Source organism: Gimesia panareensis (assembly GCF_007748155.1).
In the GTDB taxonomy this organism is placed as follows: Bacteria; Planctomycetota; Planctomycetia; order Planctomycetales; family Planctomycetaceae; genus Gimesia; species Gimesia panareensis.
The window spans coordinates 7635234-7654982 of the sequence record NZ_CP037421.1 but is presented as its reverse complement, the minus strand read 5'-3'; the positions used below and the strand labels follow the sequence as shown (position 1 = coordinate 7654982).

Sequence of the window (19749 nt, the reverse complement as noted above, 5' to 3'; positions counted from 1 at the left end):
GGGTGGTAAGTCGAGTTTATTCGACCAGCGAATAAACGGCAAAGATCCGGTAGGGGCCTGGTTCACAGCCTTGGAAGACGTCCTGAGATAACAGGGTGTAAGCTTCCTCAAAGGTTTCCAGCAGGCAGTGGCGATTGACGGGGACGAGTTCTGCCATGTGGTTGCAGGAAAGGCAGGAGCATTCTGGAACAGGGCCCAGGGAGAAGCTGACGATGTCAAAGCCTTCCAGCTGTTTTGTAGCAGGAATTTCGACATCGGTATGCAGCGCGTTGTCGGCGGTGAAGGGTTGCCAGTGACCTGTTTCATGGTACTGTTGCCCAAAGACTTCGTAGTAGAACAGTTTCGTACCCGTCAGGTCGAAGCCCGCCTCCTCTGCCAGTGACCGGAGTGCTGCAGGGGAGTTGAAGAGCCAGTAATTGTTGTGTTTCCAGAATTCGGTAAAGTCGCCGAAGTTGTCGGAGATGCAGTTACTGAGCGCGAAAATGTCCTCGACCTGATCGTTGGCGAGCCAGCTGGTCTCTGTGGCGACGTGCTTGGCCAGATAGCCGGCGGGAATCATGCCGGGCATTACTGGTCTTTCAGAATGTGCGTCGGAATGCCGTCGAGGCTCTGCTGGTTTTTGTCGTGCCAGTATTGCTGGAGGCCTTCGGGTCCCTGTTTCGCGGCCCAGGTGGTGAGGTGTTCGCGTTCTTCGACATAATCATAGAAGGGAACGCCCATGCCGCAGGAGGTCTGGACCAGATCGACGTTCAGATCGAACACCTGGCGGGCGCCGGGGATCGGGGGGAAATGCGCGAACAGTTCGTCCCACTCGGCGGCATCGTAGGGATGAATGACTCGGGCCTGGCCGAACAGTCTTAAGATCAGCGGCTTGTCCGTGAAGGCACAGAACATGACGGTCATTCGGCCATCCTGCTGGACATGGGCCGAGGTCTCGTTGCCGCTGCCCGTCACATTCAGCCAGATCACACGATTGGGGCCCAGGACGCGGAAGGAGTCCATCCCTTTGGGTGAAACATTGATCCGGCTGTCGGCAGTGGCGGTGCCGACGAAAAAAAGTTTCTGTGCGTTGATGAAGTCAATCAGTTTCTCGGAGAGTTCTGCAAGACATTGTCCCATGTTTCGGTTCTTTCATGGATCGGGGTGAAAGCGGCTTGCGGCAGACGCGGGCATCATAGCAGAGGGACAAGGCCGGGGCAAAATCGGTTCGTCTGCAGGGAGAAGAGGGGAGATATTTGTAAGTTTCCTTAAGTTTGGAAAGCGGCAAATCTGCAAAAATCGGCCCAATTTCAGAGACGCACGCCGCCGGGACCATTACAATAAATGAAACAGCCCTCCGCCTGTTTCCAACCTTTGGTGATCTCATTATTCGACATACACGAACTCAGCCTGTTCCCAGATGGCTTTTGAGGAGAATCCGATGACGAACTCAAGTGCGCTTAATCGTCGTGACTTTATCAAAACCGCTGCTGCCGCCAGCACGGTCTTTTCCGCCCCCCTGATCATTCCCGGCACCGCGCTGGGCTTGAACGGCACTGTTGCTCCCAGTGAGCGGATTATTCTGGGGGGAATCGGCATTCGTCGGCGTGGCAGTTACGTGCTGAGCCACATGCTCGAGCAACCCGATGTGCGGTTTGTGGCGATTGCGGATGTCCGCGCGGATCAGCGGGAAGCCGTCAAAGGAATGGCCGACAAGGCCAACGGCGATCAGAAATGCGATACCTATCGCGACTTCCGCGAACTGCTGGCTCGCGATGACATCGATGCCGTGCTGATCGCGACCGGCGACCGCTGGCACGCGACCGCTTCCATGCTGGCTGCGGAAGCGGGGAAAGACGTCTATTCCGAGAAGCCGTGTGCGATTTCCATTGAACTGGCCCGCAAGCTGCAGCAGACGATTCAGCGTACCGGCCGTGTGTTCCAGGCGGGGACCCAGCGACGGAATGTATCGAACTTCGCCCACGCGGCGCATCTGGCGCAGTCCGGTCAGCTGGGGAAGATTCATACCGTGCACGCTTCGATCTACCAGTTGATCGATCGCCACGACTGGCTGCCCGCCGAACCCGAACCCGATCCGGAAGTGGTCGACTGGAACATGTGGCTCGGCCCGGCTCCGTGGCGTCCTTATAACCATGCCTATGTGGATGGTGCCTGGCGCGGCCACTACGATTTCGATTCCGGGGCCAAGCTGCTTGACTGGGGCGCACACACGTTGGATATCTGTCAGTGGGCGCTGGAAGCGGACGACACAATGCCCGTGACTTATGAACCGAAGGACGTGCCCAACGACAATGTGATCGAGTGCGTCTACGAAAACGGCGTGAAGCTGGTCATGCGGCGGAATGGCTGGATGGGTCTGGGAACCTGTCCGGTCCGTTTCGAAGGGGAAGAAGGCTGGGTCGAAACCGGCGACTCGGGACAGACGGCTGTTTCCTCGAACCGGTTGCGGGCCTCCCTGCCCTCACCGAGTTCGATTCCGGGAACGTCGCCCAAGTTCCACGTGCGTGATTTCTTTAACTGTGTGAAAACCCGTTCGCAGCCGGCCGCGAATGAAGACGTGATGGCCCGTTCGCACATCGCCTGCCACGCAGCCGCGATCGCCTGGAAGCTGGGTCGCAAGGTGCAGTTCGATCCGGTCAAAGAGGAATTCGTGAACGACGACGAGGCAAACCGCATGCGGAGCCGCGCGATGCGGGAACCGTGGACCGTGTAGTCCGCGCCGCGATCCGTCACACGTTTTCTTAAATCCGCTTTATCTACTTCAGCACTTGAGGGATTTCCGCTCATGTTTTCGTTCAGATTCTGTCTGCTCTCCCTACTTTCTGTCAGTCTGTTCTGTTCTGCCAACCTGGTTTCCGCCGCGGAACCGGAAGCAGACCGCCTGGTCAATGTTCTCAACTCTGATGCCGGCACCTATGACAAAGCGATGGCCTGTCGCCGCCTGGCTGCGATCGGGGATGCAAAGTCGGTGCCCGCAATTGCGAAATATCTGGGTGATGAAAAACTGGCGACCTATGCCCGTTCGGCCCTGGAAAATATTCCGGGTAACGCCGCGGACAAGGCACTGGAAGGGGCCCTCAAAACAGTCAAAGGGGACCAGCTGGTCGGCGTGATCAACTCGCTGGCGAAACGCCGCGACAAAGGGGCGACCACCGAGTTGGCGAAACTGCTCTCGAACGACAATCCGAAAGTCGCGATCGCCGCAGCCCATGCCCTGGGCGCGATCGGCACGACCGATGCGGCGGCTGCATTGAAGTCCGCCTTCGGATCAGCGAAGGGAAAAGTGAAACAGGAAGTCGCGTTTGCCTTGTTGATGTGTGCCCGTTCGCTGGCTGACACAAATAAACAGCAGGCAGTAGAACTGACCGAAGTCGTGCTCAAAGCCGATCTGCCGGAAAATATTAATCTGGCGGCGACACAGCGGGCGATTGTGCTGCTGGGTAAGGAGGGGCTCGGCCTGTTAGCCAAAACACTCAAAGCCGATGATCTGGCACGTTTTCGCGCCGGTCTGCAGGCGGCCCGCAAACTGGGACCGGAAGCGGCTGCGACGCTGGTGTCTGCTTATCCCGGTCTGTCGAACGAACGAAAAGGGCTTATCATTGTCGCCCTGAGCCAGTCGCATAATCCACGTGCCCTGCCCCTGATTCGTGAGGCAGTGAAAAGCGGCAACGGACCGTTGCAAATCCAGGCGGTCATTTCGCTGGGAGAACTGGTTCCGGTACTGAAAGCCGATGGTCAGCTGCAGGCGCTGAGCGATCTGTTTGACCTGCTGAAGCAGAACGAGTCCGATCTGACCGGTGCCGTGGAAACAGTGGTCGCCAGGATCCAGGCCGGTCAGCCTGCTGACAAAGTGCGGGCTGCCATCGAAGCAAACACCCGTAAGCTGGTTGAGAGTGAAGCACTGCCTCAGCAACTGTCAGGTCTGGCACTGGCCGGCGACTGTCGTCTGAGTTCGCTGACTCCCGCCGTGTATCAGCTGGTGAACCATGCTAATCCTGAAGTCAAACAGATGGCGATTCAGGCGCTGGGGGGGACGACGTCCTCCGATGATTTGCCCAAACTGATTGCATTGGCGCTGAAAAATCCCGGAGACGCGACGATCAGCGATGCTCTCAAAGCGGCCTGTGCCCGGCTGCCACTGGAAGAGACGGCACAGGCACTGGCGGGTGCGATGGACGGGGCCAGCATTGAACAACAGCAGCAGTTGCTGAATCAGCTGGCAGCGATTGGCGGAGAGACCGCTTTGAAAACGGTCGTAGCGGCCGCCCGTTCCAGTAACGACGACCTGCAGAACACGGCGACCGACCTGCTGGGCAAGTGGGTGACGATCGACGTCGCACCGCCGCTGCTCGAGCTGGCGCAGTCACTCGACAACCGCAAATACAAAATCCGTGCGTTGCGGGGTTACATCCGCGTGGCCCGGCAGCTGAATATGACGCCTGCCGAGCGGCTGGAAGTCTGTCGCAACACACTGGCGAATGCCGAACGCAACGATGAGAAGAAGCTCGTGTTCGAAGTGCTGCGTCGCTATCCAACTCCCGAAGCGGTCAACTTCACCATCAACCTGCTGAAAGAGAAAGACTTGAACATCCCCGCGTCTGCGACGATCATTTCCTGGGCCGAACGGGGAACGCCGATCGAGAACACGCTGCTGCGGGATGCCCTGCAGCAGGTGATCGCAACGACGGACAACTCAGGTCTCAAACAGCGGGCAGAGCAGCAGCTGGAGCGAATCAAGGCCCAGGCGGCTCAGGAAGAACTGGAGCTCGGGTTTCAGTCGCTGTTCGACGGGAAAACATTTCACGGCTGGCACGGGAATGAAGCAATCTTCCGAATTGAAAATGGCGAGATCGTGGCCGGCAGTCTGACGGAGAAGGTCAAGCAGAACGAATTTCTGCGTTCGGATAAAGAGTACGAAGACTTCGAACTCAAGCTGGAATTCAAGCTGCTGGGAGAGAAGACCAACGCGGGCGTGCAGATTCGTACGGCCGAGATTCCCAACGATCATGAGGTCAGCGGTTTCCAGGCGGATCTGGGGACAGGTTACTGGGGCTGTCTGTATGACGAATCCCGTCGGCGGAAAATTCTGGCGGGGCCCCCCAAAGAGGTTCGCGACCTGCCCGTTCGCATGGATGACTGGAATACGTATCGCATTCGCTGCAAAGGGCCACGGATTCAGCTCTGGATCAACGGGGTGCAGACGGTCGATTACGTCGAAGAGGATCCGAACATTCCGCTGAAGGGAATTATCGCGCTGCAGATTCACGGGAATCTGGTGAACCAGGTGCACTATCGGAATGTGCGTCTGCGTGAGCTGTAAAAGCGACTGAACGCAGGGAAAAACGGCCGTTCTGCACAATTTTGGCAGCGGCCCCTTGCGATCATCGTCTGTGCCGCGAAAATAAGGGTTAAGTATCGTTTTTCCCTTCGTTCGACCCCGATGAGGCACGGATGTCAGAGATTCCGCAACAAATTGAAGACCTGTTCGAGCAGCTGAATCCCCAGCAGCGGGAGGCGGCCTGTCACGATGCCGGTTCGTTGTTGATCATTGCGGGTGCGGGGACGGGGAAAACGACGACGCTCTCACACCGAGTCGCCTGGCTGATTTCGCAGGGCATCGATCCGAGCCGGATTCTGCTGCTGACCTTTTCCCGCAGAGCCGCGAATGAGATGGTCCGCCGCGTCGATGCGCTGCTGCGGGCGATGGGCGACAGTCGCGAACGCGCCGCTTCAGCCCGGTCGCGGAGTATCTGGGGAGGCACGTTTCACTCCACGGCGGCACGTCTGCTGAGACGCTACGGTCAGTCGATTGGGCTGCCGGATGACTTTACGATCATCGATCGCAGCGATGCCGAAGACCTGATGAGTTCCCTGCGGAGCGAACTCGAACTGGGGAACAACGTGGCCAAGTTTCCCCGCAAAGGGACGCTGGTGGAAATCTACAGCCGCTGCGTGAATACCTGCCTCAAGCTGGAGCCGGTACTCGAACGGTATTACCCCTGGTGCCTGGAGCACGTGGACATACTCAAAAAACTGTTCCAGGCGTTCGTCGATCGCAAGGAGCAGCAGAACATTCTGGACTATGATGACCTGCTCCTGTTCTGGCACGCGCTCTCCTCCGATCCTGCGGGGGGCAAACTGCTCAGAGGCCAGTTCGAAGCGGTGCTGGTCGACGAGTATCAGGATACGAACGTGCTGCAGTCGGGAATTCTGAAAAATCTCTGTCCCGATGGCGAGGGTCTGACGGTGGTGGGCGACGATGCCCAGTCGATCTATTCGTTCCGGGCAGCGACCGTGCGTAACATCCTCGATTTTCCGGAAGAGTATCCGGGGACGACGGTCGTCACACTGGAAGAGAATTACCGCAGCACGCAGCCGATCCTGGCGGCGACAAATCAGATCATCGACGAAGCACATGAACGGTATGAGAAGAAGCTGTGGTCGTCTAAGATCGCCGGCGAAGCGCCTTTCATCGTGGACTGCAGCGACAATAATGAGCAGGCCGATTTCGTAGTGACGCAGGTACTCGAACACCTGGACGCGGGGATTCCATTGAATCAGCAGGCGGTGCTGTTCCGGGCCTCGCACCACAGTCTCGCGCTGGAAGTCGAACTGGCCCGGCGGAACATTGCCTATCATAAGTACGGCGGGTTGAAGTTCATTGAAACCGCGCACGTCAAAGACCTGATGGCGTACCTGCGACTGGCAGAGAATCCCCGCGATGCGGTCTCCGGTCTGCGGGTGTTGACGCTACTGCCGGGCATCGGTCAGAAAAAGGCACAGCAGCTGCTTAACCTGTTGGCGGAATCCGGGTTTCGCTTTGATGCCTGGTCGGAATTCAAACCGCCGGCAGCGACGGTCGAGCACTGGCCTTTATTCATTCGGCTGATGAAGAATCTGGCATCGCCTCAGTCCGAGAAAAAAGGGATCTCCTCCGAAGTGCACCAGGTGCGGACGTTTTACAGTCCGCTGCTCGATCAGCAGTACGACAACTCGCCGGCCCGCCAGCGCGATCTGGAACAGCTGGAGCAGGTGGCCAGTCGGTTCAGCAGCCGGATGAGTTTCTTGGAAGAAATCACGCTCGATCCACCCAGTTCGACGCAGGATATCGCCAACGACAGCAGTAAGACCGACGACGATTTTCTCGTGCTGAGTACGATCCATTCGTCAAAAGGGCTGGAGTGGGACGCAGTCTATGTCTTGCAGGCCGCGGATGGCAGCATCCCCTCCGAGATGTCGCTGGAGAGTAATGACGAGATCGATGAAGAACGTCGTCTGTTTTACGTGGCGCTCACGCGGGCGAAGAACTGGCTCTATGTCTGTTTCCCGCACCGTCAGTATTTTCAGAACCGGCGCTGGAACCAGGCCCACAGTTATGCCCAGCTGACGCGGTTCATTTCCTCGAAGACTCTGCCCCTGTTTCAGCGAAGACCCGCGTTTAACGCCGAGGACCTGGACACGCCCGAAGAGGCGCAGATCGAAACGACGGCCGAGGACATTCGCAAGAACATCCGCAACATGTGGTCCAGCTAACCTCATTCGGCGGAGTCTGTTTTGTCGTCAGCCGGGGCGTCGGTTTCTGCTTCCGATGTGGACTCTGAATCCGCATTCGTTGCGTCGTCCCAGGGTGACCTTTTGCGTGGCGGTGGTGGCCCGGGAAACTGGTAGTAGGTGCATTCGATGCGCCCGTTATACAGCTTGCGGCGGCGGGCCTTGCGGTCGAAGATGCGTTCGAAGCCGGGGTGCGAAGTGAGCACATAAATCGACCAGGTATCCAGGGGAGCGAAGACCTCTTTCATCTGGCGGTAGATGACCTCGGCCTCTTCCTTTTCGCCAAGCCGCTCCCCGTAAGGGGGATTGGTGATGATGCAGCCGTACTTGCGGGGCGTGCTGAATTCGGCGAGCGGCTGATCCTGAAAATGCACGAGCGCGTCGACACCCGCTTCGCGGGCGTGATAGCGGGCCATGCGGATCATCCCCGGATCGATGTCATACCCCTGCAGACGGAATGAGAGGGCGTCGAGGTCCTGCAGATCGCGGGCTTCTTCGCGGGCCTGTTCCCAGAGTTCGGCGGGAATCTTGTGCCATTCTTCCGCGACGAAACTGCGGTTGAGACCGGGGGCGGTGTTGGTGCCGATGAGGGCGGCTTCGATGGGAATCGTGCCTGAACCGCAGCAGGGGTCGACCAGGGCCCGTTCGTTGTTCCAGTAGCTGAGCTGAATCAGGCCGGCGGCGAGTGTCTCTTTGAGCTGGGCACCGGCGGTGAGTTTGCGATAGCCGCGCTTGTGCAGACCAGGGCCGGTGGTGTCGATGCAGAGCGTGGCGCGATCTTTGAGGATCGAGACGCTGACCGAGTAGAGCGGCCCGTCTTCGGGGAACCAGTCTTTGATGTAATGGTCCTTCATCCGTTCGGCGATCGCTTTCTTGACCATCTTCTGCGAGTTTTTGGCGCTGTTGATTTTGGAGCGCACCGCGGTGGCCCGCACGGGAAATCGCGCGGAGGGGGGGAGCCAGCGTTCCCATTCCAGGTCGCGGGTTTCGTCGAAGAGGTCGTCGAAGTCGAGGGCCGTGAATTCGCCCAGGCAGATCAGGATGCGGTCAGCACTGCGGAGCCAGAGATTGCAGCGGCAGATCGCTTCCTTGTCGCCCTGGAACATGACGCGACCGTTTTCGACGGTCTGGTCTTCGTAGCCCAGTTGCTTCAGTTCGCGGGCGACGACGGCTTCGAGGCCAAAGGTGGAAGTGGCGATCAGGGTGAGCGGCTCAGACATGCGGACAGTGGTTCTCTGGGGATTTCAGTAAAACGGTCAATACCGGTAGAAAATGGGTCGAACGGTCATCATACTTTATAAGAAGGTTTCATTCGAATTCTACCCGACAACTGATCATAAAGAAGGTTTTCAGCATGCGGAATACTCCCCACCCTCATAATCGGCTTCCCCGGCGGGATTTTCTGAAACAGGCATCGTTCTCGGCTCTGGCAGGTACCATGCTCGCCGGCGGCGCAGCTGGTTCCGCGTCTGTGCAGGCGGGGGAAGCGAAGAAAGCCGATTCAACCAGCGGCTATCAGCTGGGGGCGTTTACGAAGAGCTTTCAGGACATGCCGATTCCCGAGGTGTGCAAAGCATTCAAGTCGATCGGCCTGGACGGGCTCGATCTGACCGTGCGACCCAAAGGGCACATCCTGCCCGAAAATGCGGAGAAAGAACTGCCGCAGGCGTGTGCAGCGGCGAAAGAGGCGGGTGTAAAGATCCTGTTTCTGACGACGATGATCGACGAGCCCGACAAGAATGCCGAGCGGATCCTCGCGACCGCGCAGGAACAGAGGATCGACCGGGTCAAGATTGGCTATTACCGCTATAAACCGTTGGGAACGCTGGCACAGCAGCTGAAAGAGACGACGAAGAAAATCGGCAAAGTTGCGAAGCTGTGTCAGAAGTATGAAATTCTGCCCTGCGTGCATGTGCATTCGAATGCATTTCTGCCTTCGCACGGGACGCAGCTGTATCAGCTGATCCAGGATTACTCGCCGCAGGAAGTCGGGGCGTACGTGGATATGCTGCACATGGTCAAAGAGGGGAGCGGCGATGGCTGGCGGCAGGGCCTCGATCTTTTGGCTCCCTGGATCTCATTGTGTGCGGTGAAGAACTTTGCCTGGGAACGGGGTGAAGGTCGCGATAAGCATGGCCATCAGAAGTGGGACGTCAAAACAGTTCCCGTAGCGGACGGCATTTCGCCAATCCCTGAATACGTCGACGTATTGCGGAAGCTGGGTTACGAAGGGATCTTCTCGCTGCACAGCGAGTACAAGGGTCGGCACAGCTGGAAAGAGTTGAGCACCCAGGAATGCCTGGCCCAGACGGCCGTCGATGCGAAGTATTTCCGTTCGCTGTGGTCGTGAGTTTGAACCACGAATCGCATGGAATTGATTACTACCACGAAAGGCACGAAAAGCACGAAAAAATTAAACAGGGGGTGGGCCCGAATGGAATTCGGGCCGAGCGTAGCGAGCAGGAAACTGACAGGGTGAACTGAAGATTGCATTCGCGGCCACCCGTTCTGAATTGAATATCGTTATTAAACTTCAACTGAGCGGCAAGGCGCTAGCCGCCGGTTGTGTGCGACGGAGCTGTTGATATTACCGGTGGCTAGCGCCATTCCGCTCAGAATGAGATGGGAAGTGAAATGCCAAAGCTAGGTTGCAGGTGTGGGCATGTGATCGATCTAACGCCAATCCCGTGTTCCAACGAATATTCCTTAATCTCAGATTCAGATATCGAGTCAGTATTTAGTGCAATAGAGAGTTCTCCCTCTGAAGCGGGAGAGTTGCTGGAATCGGTTACAATTAATGTAGTGGTCTGTGATGTGTGTGGTAGATACTACATCAGCAAAGGGAAAGAGTCCGTCGAATATGAAGTTCTCGTGCCAGAAACAACAGAAGAAGATAAAACCTGATTTCATGTTTTAGAAATCAAATTGTGAGATGATTTTCTGTTTGAGTATGTCAACTGAGCGGCAAGGCGCTAGCCGCCGGTTGTGTGTGACAGAGCTGTTGATATTACCGGTGGGTAGCGCCATTCCGCTCAGGATGGGGTGCTGTTTATGGTTCGGACAATCTTTGCTGCTCTGATCTGTCTGGTCGTTTGTCTGTCTGCCTTCACAACGCAGGCGTCAGAGAAGCCGAACGTGATTCTAATCATGTGCGATGATCTGGGCTGGGGTGATACCGGGTTCAACGGGAATACCGTGATCAAGACGCCGCACCTGGATGCGCTGGCGCGGGACGGGATGATTCTCAAACGGTTTTACGCGGGAGCTCCGGTGTGCAGTCCGACGCGGGGAAGTTGTCTCACGGGGCGGAACCCGTTTCGGTACGGGATCGTGCATGCCAACACCGGGCATATGAAACCGCAGGAGCAGACGCTGGCGGAGTCGCTGCAAGCGGCCGGCTATCGCACGGGGCACTTCGGCAAATGGCATCTGGGGACGTTGACGAAAACCGTCCGCGATTCAAACCGGGGCGGGCCGCGCAATCTCGCGGAATATTCGCCCCCGTGGCAGAACGGGTTTGAGGTCTGTTTTTCCACCGAAGCGAAAGTGCCGACCTGGGATCCGATGAGGAAGCCCAAAGGGAAGGCTTCCAGCCGGGGCTGGGCGGCGCTGGAGGCGGACGCGGCGGGTGTGCCTTACGGGACGCATTACTGGAACCAGGCGGGGGAGATGGTGACCGACAACCTGGAGGGAGACGATTCGCGGGTGATCATGGATCGGGCGATTCCGTTTCTGGAACAGAGTGCTGAGGAACAGAAGCCGTTCTTCTGCGTGATCTGGTTCCACACGCCGCACCTGCCTGTGGTAGCGGGTCCAAAGTACCGGGCGATGTATGCGGATGCGGACCTGTATCATGCGAACTATTATGGCTGCATTACCGCCATGGATGAGCAGGTGGGGCGGTTGCGGGCCAGACTGAAAGCGTTGCAGGCCGACACGAATACGATGCTCTGGTTCTGTTCGGACAACGGTCCGGAGGGGAATGCGAAAGCCCCCGGTTCCGCGGGGCCGTTCCGGGGACGGAAGCGGGATCTGACCGAAGGGGGCATCCGGGTTCCGGCTTTGCTGGTCTGGCCCGGGAAGATCAAGGGGGGCACGACAACCGATTTCCCGATGGTGACCAGCGATTACCTGCCCACAGTGCTCTCGGCTGCCGGAGTGCCGGTTCCCGCGGATCGACCGCTGGACGGGATCAATCTGCTGCCGGTGCTGGAACAGGGGCTCACGGAGCGGACACAGCCGATCGGCTTTCAGTTTCAGAACAAGGCGGCCTGGATGACGCAGCGGTATAAGCTGTTGAAGACCGGGAAAAAAAGAGACGTCAAGTACGAACTGTTCGACCTGCTGGCGGATCCGGGTGAAACCAATGATGTGTCTGACGCCCATCCGAAGTTGAAGATGAAAATGATGGACCAGTTGGCAAAGTGGATTCTTTCCTGCGCTCTGAGTAACCAGGGCGACGATTACAAATAGAAAGTATGACATGAAACTATTGAACGCGCTCGTTTGTCTAAGTGGTCTGCTGTGGTGGCATGTGCCTGTGGTGGAGGCTGCGAAAGCGGAGCGGCCGAATATCATTCTGATCATGGTGGACGACATGGGCTTTTCGGATCTGGGCTGTTACGGCAGCGAGATTGAAACGCCGAACATTGATGCCCTGGCGGCGGGGGGCGTGCGGTTTTCGCAGTTTTATAATTCGGGACGCTGCTGTCCGACGCGGGCGACGTTGATGACGGGCCTGCATCCGCATCAGACCGGGATTGGCTGGATGACGAATCCCCCCAACAACACGCGGGGCTATTCCAAACCGCCGGCCTACCAGGGGTATCTGAATCGTCAGTGCGTGACAATCGGAGAAGTACTGGGGACCGCCGGCTATGCAACTTACATGGCGGGGAAATGGCACCTGGGTTTCAACGACCAGGATCGCTGGCCGCTGCAGCGGGGGTTCGAGAAATATTTCGGCTGCGTTTCGGGGGCGACGCGGTATTTTTACCCGGTGGCGCCGCGGGGGATGACGTTTGGAAACAAAGACATCGAAAATCCCGAGAGTACAACGGAGCGTCCGTTTTATACGACCGATGCGTTTACCGACTACGCGATTCGCTTTCTCAAGGAGCATCAGGAGAAAACGAAACAGGAGACGGCGAAACAGGGGCAGCCGTATTTTCTGTACCTGGCCTATACCGCGCCGCACTGGCCACTACAGGCACATGAGGAGGAGATCAAAAAGTATCGGGGCAAATACCGGATCGGCTGGGATGAGCTCCGGGAACGTCGGTTGGCGAAGCAGAAGCAGCTGGGGCTGATCTCCGCGGGGACGAAGCTTTCTCCGCGTGATGCGGAGGTGCCGGCCTGGGAGACGTTGAAGCCGAAGAAGCAGGACGAGATGGATCTGAAGATGGCGATTTATGCGGCGATGATCGATCGGATCGACCAGAACATCGGCAAGCTGGTAGGCTGGCTGAAGACGAACGATCAGCTGGACAACACTCTGATTCTGTTCCTCGCGGACAACGGGGGCTGTGCGGAAGGGGGGATTCTCGGTCGGGGTGAGTTCCGGGATGTCGAGAAGCGGAACCAGGAGCACAGTAACAGTTACGGAAAAGCGTGGGCGAACGCGTCCAATACGCCTTTCCGGCTGTATAAGCATTTCGCGCATGAGGGGGGAACGTCGACGCCGTTCCTGATGCACTGGCCGGCGAAGATTGCGCCACAGCCACGCTGGATCAGGGAACCTGCACAGCTGATCGATATCATGCCGACGCTGGTGGATGTGGCGGGAGCCGCGTATCCGGAAACGTTTGGCGGCAACAAAATCCATCGTCTGGATGGTATATCATTGCGCCCGGTGATGCAGGGAGAGCCGCTCAACCGGACGGAGCCCATCTTCATTGAACATGAAAGCAACGCGTTCGTCCGGGCCGGCGACTGGAAGCTGGTGGGACGGGGTGTGTCGCCGGCCAAGGGCTATCAGCCGCAGAAGTGGGAGCTGTACGATGTGAAGGCGGACCGCACGGAGTTGAATGACCTGGCGGAACGGAGGCGGGCGGTGGTGGATGATCTGAAGTCGAAGTGGGAGGCGTGGGCGAAGCGCGTGGGTGTGTACCCCAAATGAGGGGGGACCGCGAAACGCTTTGCTCCATGAAAATTATTGCTACCACGAAAGGCACGAAAAGCACGAAAAATATTTTTGGTGTTGGGGCGGGCCTGTGTGCCTGCCCGCCGGGGGGGGGTAGGATCGATTTACCCCAAAAATGAATCGATGAGAATTCACTGAGGCAAGAAGTGTGTCAGTGATTAAAAAAAAGATCCAGCAATGCGTTGGAATAAGCATTAAGGACTGGCCCCAGCGGGGTGTTTTTTTCACACCAGATCACTGGTGCATAAAAAGTAACAAAGAACTCGAAGTAATGATTATATCGATCTATACCTCCCGCTAACATCCAGAGCAAGGCAGGCCCGATGCTTAACACGTAGCCCAAAATCAGAATGGCGACACCAGGAATAAAACGGAGCACCAGGGATGCAGCAGAAACGAAGTATAATTGAATGTACTCAGGCATTCGAAATAGATCCTGTTTACAGAACTGAGAGACACTATCGTAACTCTTTTCAGGCAATTCAAAAACAGCATTTCATTAACCGCATTCTCCAATATGCATATCTGGAAAACTGATGGCTCGGTAGTTCTGTCAGCCGGGGTGCTGATTAGTGCCTGATTTTCAGCTGTGTGTGGCTGGTGCCGATGTTTATAATTCGCGGGATGGGGACTGTGCTGGTAAAGCGATCAGGATCCGCGCAGCTGGAATCGGAGTTTATTCTCTCCTCCGTTTTTGCGGATGATCAGTAAACCCGGATTTCCTTTTACGAACGCAACACTATGGGTTTCCCGCTCGCTGCACTCGGCCCGAATTACATTCGAGCTTACACGTGGTCCTGATTCTGAGCGGAATGGCGCTAGCCACCGGTGATCTCTCCAGCGCGGTTAAAAATACCGGCGGCTAGCGCCTTGCCGCTCAATTGAGATGGTTGTACTTTCTTTATTCGTCTCGAAACGAAATATGATTATGGAATTGATTCCCGAATTGGAAAGCTGGTTCAAGCACTGTCGGGCGAGCCGACAGTGGCACACGGCGTGGGAAGGTGATTGTGCTGGTAGCACTCTTTTCCTGAGCGGAATGGCGCTAGCCTCCGGTGATATTTCCCGCGTAACTAAAAATTACCGGCGGCTAGCGCCTTACCGCTCACTTGTTTTGGTTCTCTTCAATAGCGTGGGGGACATGACAAAATTTTGTCCAAAAGTGGCCGGATTTTGTCCTGGTTTGTCTCGGAATTTGTCACGGTCTGGCCTGATTTTGTCCCGATTGGGGGCCTGTTTTTTGAGAATCGGTTCTCAGAAAACAGATGGATCTTCGGTGAAAATCGATGGTGATTCAGGTGCATTTGAGTAAGTAGTACGTTGTGTTCCCGTGCTCGCTGACCCGTCTCGCGCGCGAGCCAGAGTGGGACAAACATACGGATCGGAAAGGCTGAATCAAGTCCAGTTTGTGCAGTGACTTTGAAACTGTAGTGCGGAAGATTCAGTTGTGAAAATTGAATCGAGGGAGTACGACAGACCTGTTTGAAAGTTGGAATGCAGGCTGTCGGTGATCAATTATTTGATTAACAGCGGATACTGGCTGGCGGGGACCAGGCGGTTTTCGTATTGGACGAAGGCTTTGTTGCGGATCTGGTCGACCATGCGTTCGCCGGGTTGCAGCTGGAGTGATTTGATTTCGAACAGGCTGCGGTCGAGGGGTTGATTCAATTTCGATTCGACCAGTCGATAGTTCTGGCGGTGATAAGGGTCTGCCCGACGGGTGCGGTCCTGTTTAAAATGGGCGATGTCGACTTCCTGGGGGAGATAAATGCCGTCGACGTTTTTGTAGAGAATGGTACGTTTATGAATGACTTTGGAGCCGAGATGATCTTCGTAGTGGGTGACGTTCCATCCTGCGTGGGAGTCGTAGGTCGTGAGGGTATAACTGGAGATCCCATCCCGATTCTTTGACGCGGATTCGAGTTTGAGCTGATACTGTTTCTGACCCGATTCGCCCTGGAGTTCGGTGATAGAAAGCTGACGGGCGTATTTCTGTTGCAGTTCTTCACCGTGTTCGCCATGGAGCACGGCGAGGTAGACCTGAGGGTTTCTGACGGAAGGATAAGATTTGCCGCCGAACAGATCTCGAGGATCGAAGAAGCGATTCCCCAGAAATTCTTCGAATCTGGGTTTGCGGAACAGGACACGTCCAGTAGACCCTTTGAGCAGAATGCCTTCAGGGAAGCCTTTCACAGATCCAAATCGTTCTTCTGAGAGTTCGTAACAGTCCAGGCCAGTGACGATCCATTGGGTGTTGGTGGGGCTGTCGGTTTTGACAGGTTCCAAAGTTCCGAACTGATTGAACTCGTTGGGCTTTTCTGTTTTGTCGTAGTTGACACGCAGGCGGTCCTGGATTTCATCCAGCCAGAAGGTGTACTGTCCCTGTGTGGTCTTCCAGTAACGCCCGCCGGTGGTGCTGCGGGGGTTTTCAGAATTGGTTTCGTCCGTGAACTGGTATGTTCCCTGCCAGGTGTGAATGGCGTCGAATTTTTTTGTCAGCTCTTGAGAGAGGAACTCCAGAACCTGTTCGGTTTCCTCGGCATTGAGCTCTCGCTTTGGTTGGGGAGCGGGATCTGTTGCGTAGATCTTCGCCTGAGAGGTCAGAGTGATCAGAAACGCGAGGATCAGGATCAGACGGGCAGACATGACAGGCTCCTGCAGGGATCGATTGAGAAATCACGTGTCAATTGACGCGCATACAGTATAGCAGAAAATTACATACTACCACGAAAGACACGAAAGAAATATTCTGGCGTAGGGGCTGGCCTGTGTGCCTGCCCGTCTGTTGGATTGCGGGTTTCGATTTACCCGGGGATGGATCCTGTGGAATGATTCGAGTTGTTGATTGCAAAAGCCTCGCTCTGCGGGCGACCACGCAGGGTGCCCCTACCGCGAATCAGTGACGATGTTGTATCATTCGTAGAAATGACTGCGCGCCTGGTTTTATTGAGACGTGGTTAATATTTGATTGCGGCAGCTGCGACCTCCTGCTCGCTGTGCTCGGCCCGGATGTGCATCCGGGCTCACCCATTACAATCAAACTCAACAAGAGGGATTGACGGGGCCGCGCCGATGCTGATGATCGTTATTAATCCACCCAGTGCAGGACATCGCGGATGATGGACCAGCGGGGTTCAGTGTCTTTGTCGTCTTTGCCGAAGATCCAGTAGTTGTAGAGTTCTTCGAAGACGCCTTCTTTCTTTTTGAGTTCGAGCCAGACTTCCATGAATTCTTCAAACTCGATGTCGTGGGCACCCAGGTAGTACATGGGGACCCGCACGTTTTTCTTGAAGGGATTGATGACGGAGAACTCCGGATAGAGGAGTGTCCACGCGGCACCGGCTTCGGCGCTGGTGACCAGCAGGTCGGCTCCGTCGGCTTTGCCTTCGAAGAAATCTTCCTCGGAATTAATGGAAATGAAACTGGCGTTGGGGAAAAACTCGTGTGCTTTTTCATCGAAGAAACTGTTGGCGACGACGGCGATTTTGAGCTCGGGGGATATCCTTATCTTCTCGAATTCCAGGAAATCGACTTTGCGATAGTCGTGCAGGACGATGGCGAGGGTGACGTCCATGTACGAGTCAGCCACGGGGAAGGCGGTGGCGCGTTCGATGGTTCCTTCCAGTCCGGACATCGCCAGATCGAAGTGGTCGCCGTTCAACTGTTTCACGAGTGTTTGTGGCCGGAAGGGGACAAACTCGATATCCACGCCGAGGTCGAGCGCCAGACGATGGGCCATATCGATGTCGAAGCCGACCAGTTCGCCGCGATCGTTAAAATACGAGAACGGCAGTCGTTTGGCGTCGAAGCCGAGCCGGATCTTACCGCGGCGGCGGATGCGATGGATGCGCGTCTCGCCGGGCTGGATCGGGTCGGGATTGGGGGCGGTTTCCTGAAGGATGGTTTCCTTGACGCCGGGGAAGAGCAGCTGTCGGTCGGCGATCATCGCTTTGGACTGGTACAGGTTTTTAAACGTGAATTCCAGTATGCCGTGAATACTGCCGATGACGATACCTGCCAGGACCAGGGAGAGCAGAGTGTAGGTAATAAAGCGCTTCCACTGCACTTTGAGTGTGCCCGAGAGGGAGGCGGCGGTGAGGACGGCAAAGGAGAAGAGGTAGACAGACCGCAGGGCATCGCCCAGGCGGGTGGTATAGACGCCGACCGCCAGGTAGAGCTGGAAGATGTCGTGCGGAATGTGCATCAGGTCGAGCAGCCAGGGGATGGTGACTGCAGGTTTGGCGAACGAGCCGGCCATGCCGAGCGAGAGGAATTTGGGATATTGTTCGGGCATCAGGCTGGCTCCGTAGAACCAGGCGGAAAACGGAATGAAGATCAGCCCGACGATACGGCCCAAGTCGGGAAAGGGGAAGACGAGGGGGACCAGCACATCGGGCGAGCCGCCGGTTTTGTCATCTTCGAGTTTGTATTTCTCCAGGATTTCGCGGGCCGATTCGACGATGATCGGCAGGACGGCGAATGTGCTGCTGAGGACGAACGCCGCGATGACTGCCGGCTGCGAAACGCGGAACGCGTCCCAGTAGCGGACCGGGGTGCAGAGCGAGATCAGCATGGGCAGAATGCCGACGGTCAGAATCAGGGTGGCGACGGTATAAGTAATCAGGTAGGCCTGGAGCAGGCCGAACTTTTCAAAGGGGAGTGTGCCGACGGCGTAGGAGACGATGGCGAAAACACCGAAGGGGGAGAGGTGTACAACGAAGCGGTTGAGTTTCATCAGCGCACTGACGGCGACGGTCAGCGGGTCGAGCAGATGTTCTCGTTTGGGGAGGGTACTGATGGCGATGCCGACCCCGATGGAAAACAGCACAACTGCGGGCACCGCATTATTCGCCAGCGAGAAGAACGGATTCGCGGGGATAAACAGATCGTAAAGGCTTTCGGTTTTGGGGCCTTCGATGATACTGGTACTGAAGAACGCCCCTTTCTGCCAGAAGGGGAAGGAGAAGGACATCAGGCAGACGGTAAACAGGCCGATCCCCCAGAGAATCAGCATCAGGGTGACCACGGTCAAAGCCATGTGCCGGGTCTGTCTGATGGAAATCCGTCCGAGGTTGACGATCAACGAAAGGGTGATGTAGGGAAGCACGGTCATCTGCAAGAGGCCGATGAAGATCTCGCCGACGACTTTGAGCGGGGCACACAACTCGCCAAAGAACAAACCACAGGAGATGCCCAGCACCAGACTCGTGAGAATCCAGGTGGTCAGTCCCGGTTTGAAATGAGAGTGAGCGACTTTATCCATACGCCAGATCCTTGCCCGCACAGGTATCAGAGCCGAAAAAAATAACCAACATCGGAGGAAATCGAATGCTGATCATGGAGAAATCTTTACAGGCCGTGTATGTTTCCAGTGAAGATACCGTAAACAGCAGTGTGATTCCAGTACTTACCAGAGAGAGATTCTTAACAGAAAACCGTTTCTACTACCAGACTTATTGAGCCTGCATGTCGTTTTCCATTTCTTATCATAGTCGTCAGTTCCAGTTTGAAACGGCTGCGGAATTATTTTCTCCCCAAAATCTGGATCGTGGTACGGAAGCGATGCTGTCGACGGTGACATTTGCTCCGGGAGAGCGAGTGTTGGATCTGGGCTGTGGCTGGGGTGTGGTGGGGATCCTGGCGGCGTCGATTGTGGGGCCGGAAAACGTGGTGATGACCGACATCGACCCGCGGGCGGTGCAAGTTGCGCGGCAGAACGCGGAACGGAATCAGCTCGCGGGGGTGACGATCCTGCAGAGCGACGGGCTCCAGGATCACCGGGAGACCGACTTCGACTGGATCCTGTCGAATCCGCCGTACCATGAAGATTTTTCGGTCGCCAAGCAGTTCATCATGAAGGGCTTTAACCGTCTGAAGATCGGGGGTCGGATGGTGATGGTCACACGACGGCGGCTGTGGTACCAGAAGAAGCTGACGAGCATTTTCGGGGGAACCGAAGTGCATGAGATCAACGGCTACTTCGTGTTCCACTCCGAGAAGCGGCGCGAAACGTATGCCAAACGCAAGAAGCGGAACCGGTGAGGAAATTAGAAGAC

Annotated in this window: 13 protein-coding genes; 7 read left to right on the top strand and 6 right to left on the bottom strand. The window is 56.4% G+C overall.

Annotated elements, in window-relative coordinates; translation table 11 throughout:
- Positions 1 to 16 precede the first annotated feature (16 nt).
- Both Enr10x_RS28970 and Enr10x_RS28965 read right to left on the bottom strand, forming a co-directional pair.
- The gene (locus Enr10x_RS28970) at positions 17 to 568 is read right to left on the bottom strand and encodes a hypothetical protein (RefSeq protein ID WP_197997411.1); all 552 of its coding nucleotides are present in this window, start codon (positions 566 to 568) and stop codon (positions 17 to 19) included.
- Positions 568 to 1119, bottom strand: coding sequence for a pyridoxamine 5'-phosphate oxidase family protein (locus tag Enr10x_RS28965; protein ID WP_145452500.1), 552 nt, complete (start codon positions 1117 to 1119; stop codon positions 568 to 570). The genes Enr10x_RS28970 and Enr10x_RS28965 overlap by 1 nt, the downstream gene beginning before the upstream one ends.
- Positions 1120 to 1420: 301 nt before the next feature.
- On the opposite strand from Enr10x_RS28965, the gene Enr10x_RS28960 reads away from it, so the two are divergent.
- The 3 genes from Enr10x_RS28960 to Enr10x_RS28950 all read left to right on the top strand — a co-directional run bounded on the left by Enr10x_RS28960 (position 1421) and on the right by Enr10x_RS28950 (position 7533).
- Positions 1421 to 2713 carry a Gfo/Idh/MocA family protein gene (locus Enr10x_RS28960; protein WP_145452499.1) on the top strand — a complete coding sequence of 431 codons (1293 nt, stop codon included), beginning with the start codon at positions 1421 to 1423 and terminating at the stop codon, positions 2711 to 2713.
- Between the two features lie 72 nt (positions 2714 to 2785).
- The gene (locus tag Enr10x_RS28955; protein ID WP_145452498.1) at positions 2786 to 5320 is read left to right on the top strand and encodes a DUF1080 domain-containing protein; all 2535 of its coding nucleotides are present in this window, start codon (positions 2786 to 2788) and stop codon (positions 5318 to 5320) included.
- Between the two features lie 131 nt (positions 5321 to 5451).
- Positions 5452 to 7533 (top strand): ATP-dependent helicase, encoded by a 2082-nt coding sequence (locus Enr10x_RS28950; protein ID WP_145452497.1) that lies wholly within the window; start codon positions 5452 to 5454, stop codon positions 7531 to 7533.
- Between the two features lie 2 nt (positions 7534 to 7535).
- Here Enr10x_RS28950 and Enr10x_RS28945 read toward each other — a convergent pair whose 3' ends face one another.
- The gene (locus Enr10x_RS28945) at positions 7536 to 8771 is read right to left on the bottom strand and encodes a THUMP domain-containing class I SAM-dependent RNA methyltransferase (RefSeq protein WP_145452496.1); all 1236 of its coding nucleotides are present in this window, start codon (positions 8769 to 8771) and stop codon (positions 7536 to 7538) included.
- A gap of 134 nt (positions 8772 to 8905) precedes the next feature.
- Between Enr10x_RS28945 and Enr10x_RS28940 the strand changes: the two genes are divergently transcribed.
- From Enr10x_RS28940 to Enr10x_RS28930, 3 genes are all read left to right on the top strand, one after another.
- On the top strand, positions 8906 to 9901 hold the full coding sequence (locus Enr10x_RS28940; protein WP_145452495.1) for a sugar phosphate isomerase/epimerase family protein: 996 nt from the start codon (positions 8906 to 8908) through the stop codon (positions 9899 to 9901).
- A gap of 701 nt (positions 9902 to 10602) precedes the next feature.
- Entirely contained in the window at positions 10603 to 12024 is a 1422-nt protein-coding gene (locus Enr10x_RS28935) for a sulfatase family protein (RefSeq protein WP_145452494.1), read from the top strand.
- Positions 12025 to 12034: 10 nt separating this feature from the next.
- On the top strand, positions 12035 to 13669 hold the full coding sequence (locus Enr10x_RS28930; protein ID WP_145452493.1) for an arylsulfatase: 1635 nt from the start codon (positions 12035 to 12037) through the stop codon (positions 13667 to 13669).
- 175 nt (positions 13670 to 13844) lie between these two features.
- On the opposite strand, the gene Enr10x_RS28925 is transcribed toward Enr10x_RS28930, so the two are convergent.
- The 3 genes from Enr10x_RS28925 to Enr10x_RS28915 form a co-directional block, all read right to left on the bottom strand.
- Complete coding sequence (locus tag Enr10x_RS28925) at positions 13845 to 14117, bottom strand: hypothetical protein (protein ID WP_145115672.1); 273 nt, start codon at positions 14115 to 14117, stop codon at positions 13845 to 13847.
- 1091 nt (positions 14118 to 15208) lie between these two features.
- Entirely contained in the window at positions 15209 to 16339 is a 1131-nt protein-coding gene (locus tag Enr10x_RS28920; protein ID WP_145115669.1) for a hypothetical protein, read from the bottom strand.
- 442 nt (positions 16340 to 16781) lie between these two features.
- Positions 16782 to 18956, bottom strand: coding sequence for a cation:dicarboxylate symporter family transporter (locus tag Enr10x_RS28915; RefSeq protein WP_145452492.1), 2175 nt, complete (start codon positions 18954 to 18956; stop codon positions 16782 to 16784).
- 203 nt (positions 18957 to 19159) lie between these two features.
- Here Enr10x_RS28915 and Enr10x_RS28910 point away from each other — a divergent pair, with 203 nt between their 5' ends.
- Positions 19160 to 19735 (top strand): class I SAM-dependent methyltransferase, encoded by a 576-nt coding sequence (locus Enr10x_RS28910; protein ID WP_145115664.1) that lies wholly within the window; start codon positions 19160 to 19162, stop codon positions 19733 to 19735.
- The last annotated feature ends 14 nt before the right edge of the window (positions 19736 to 19749 follow it).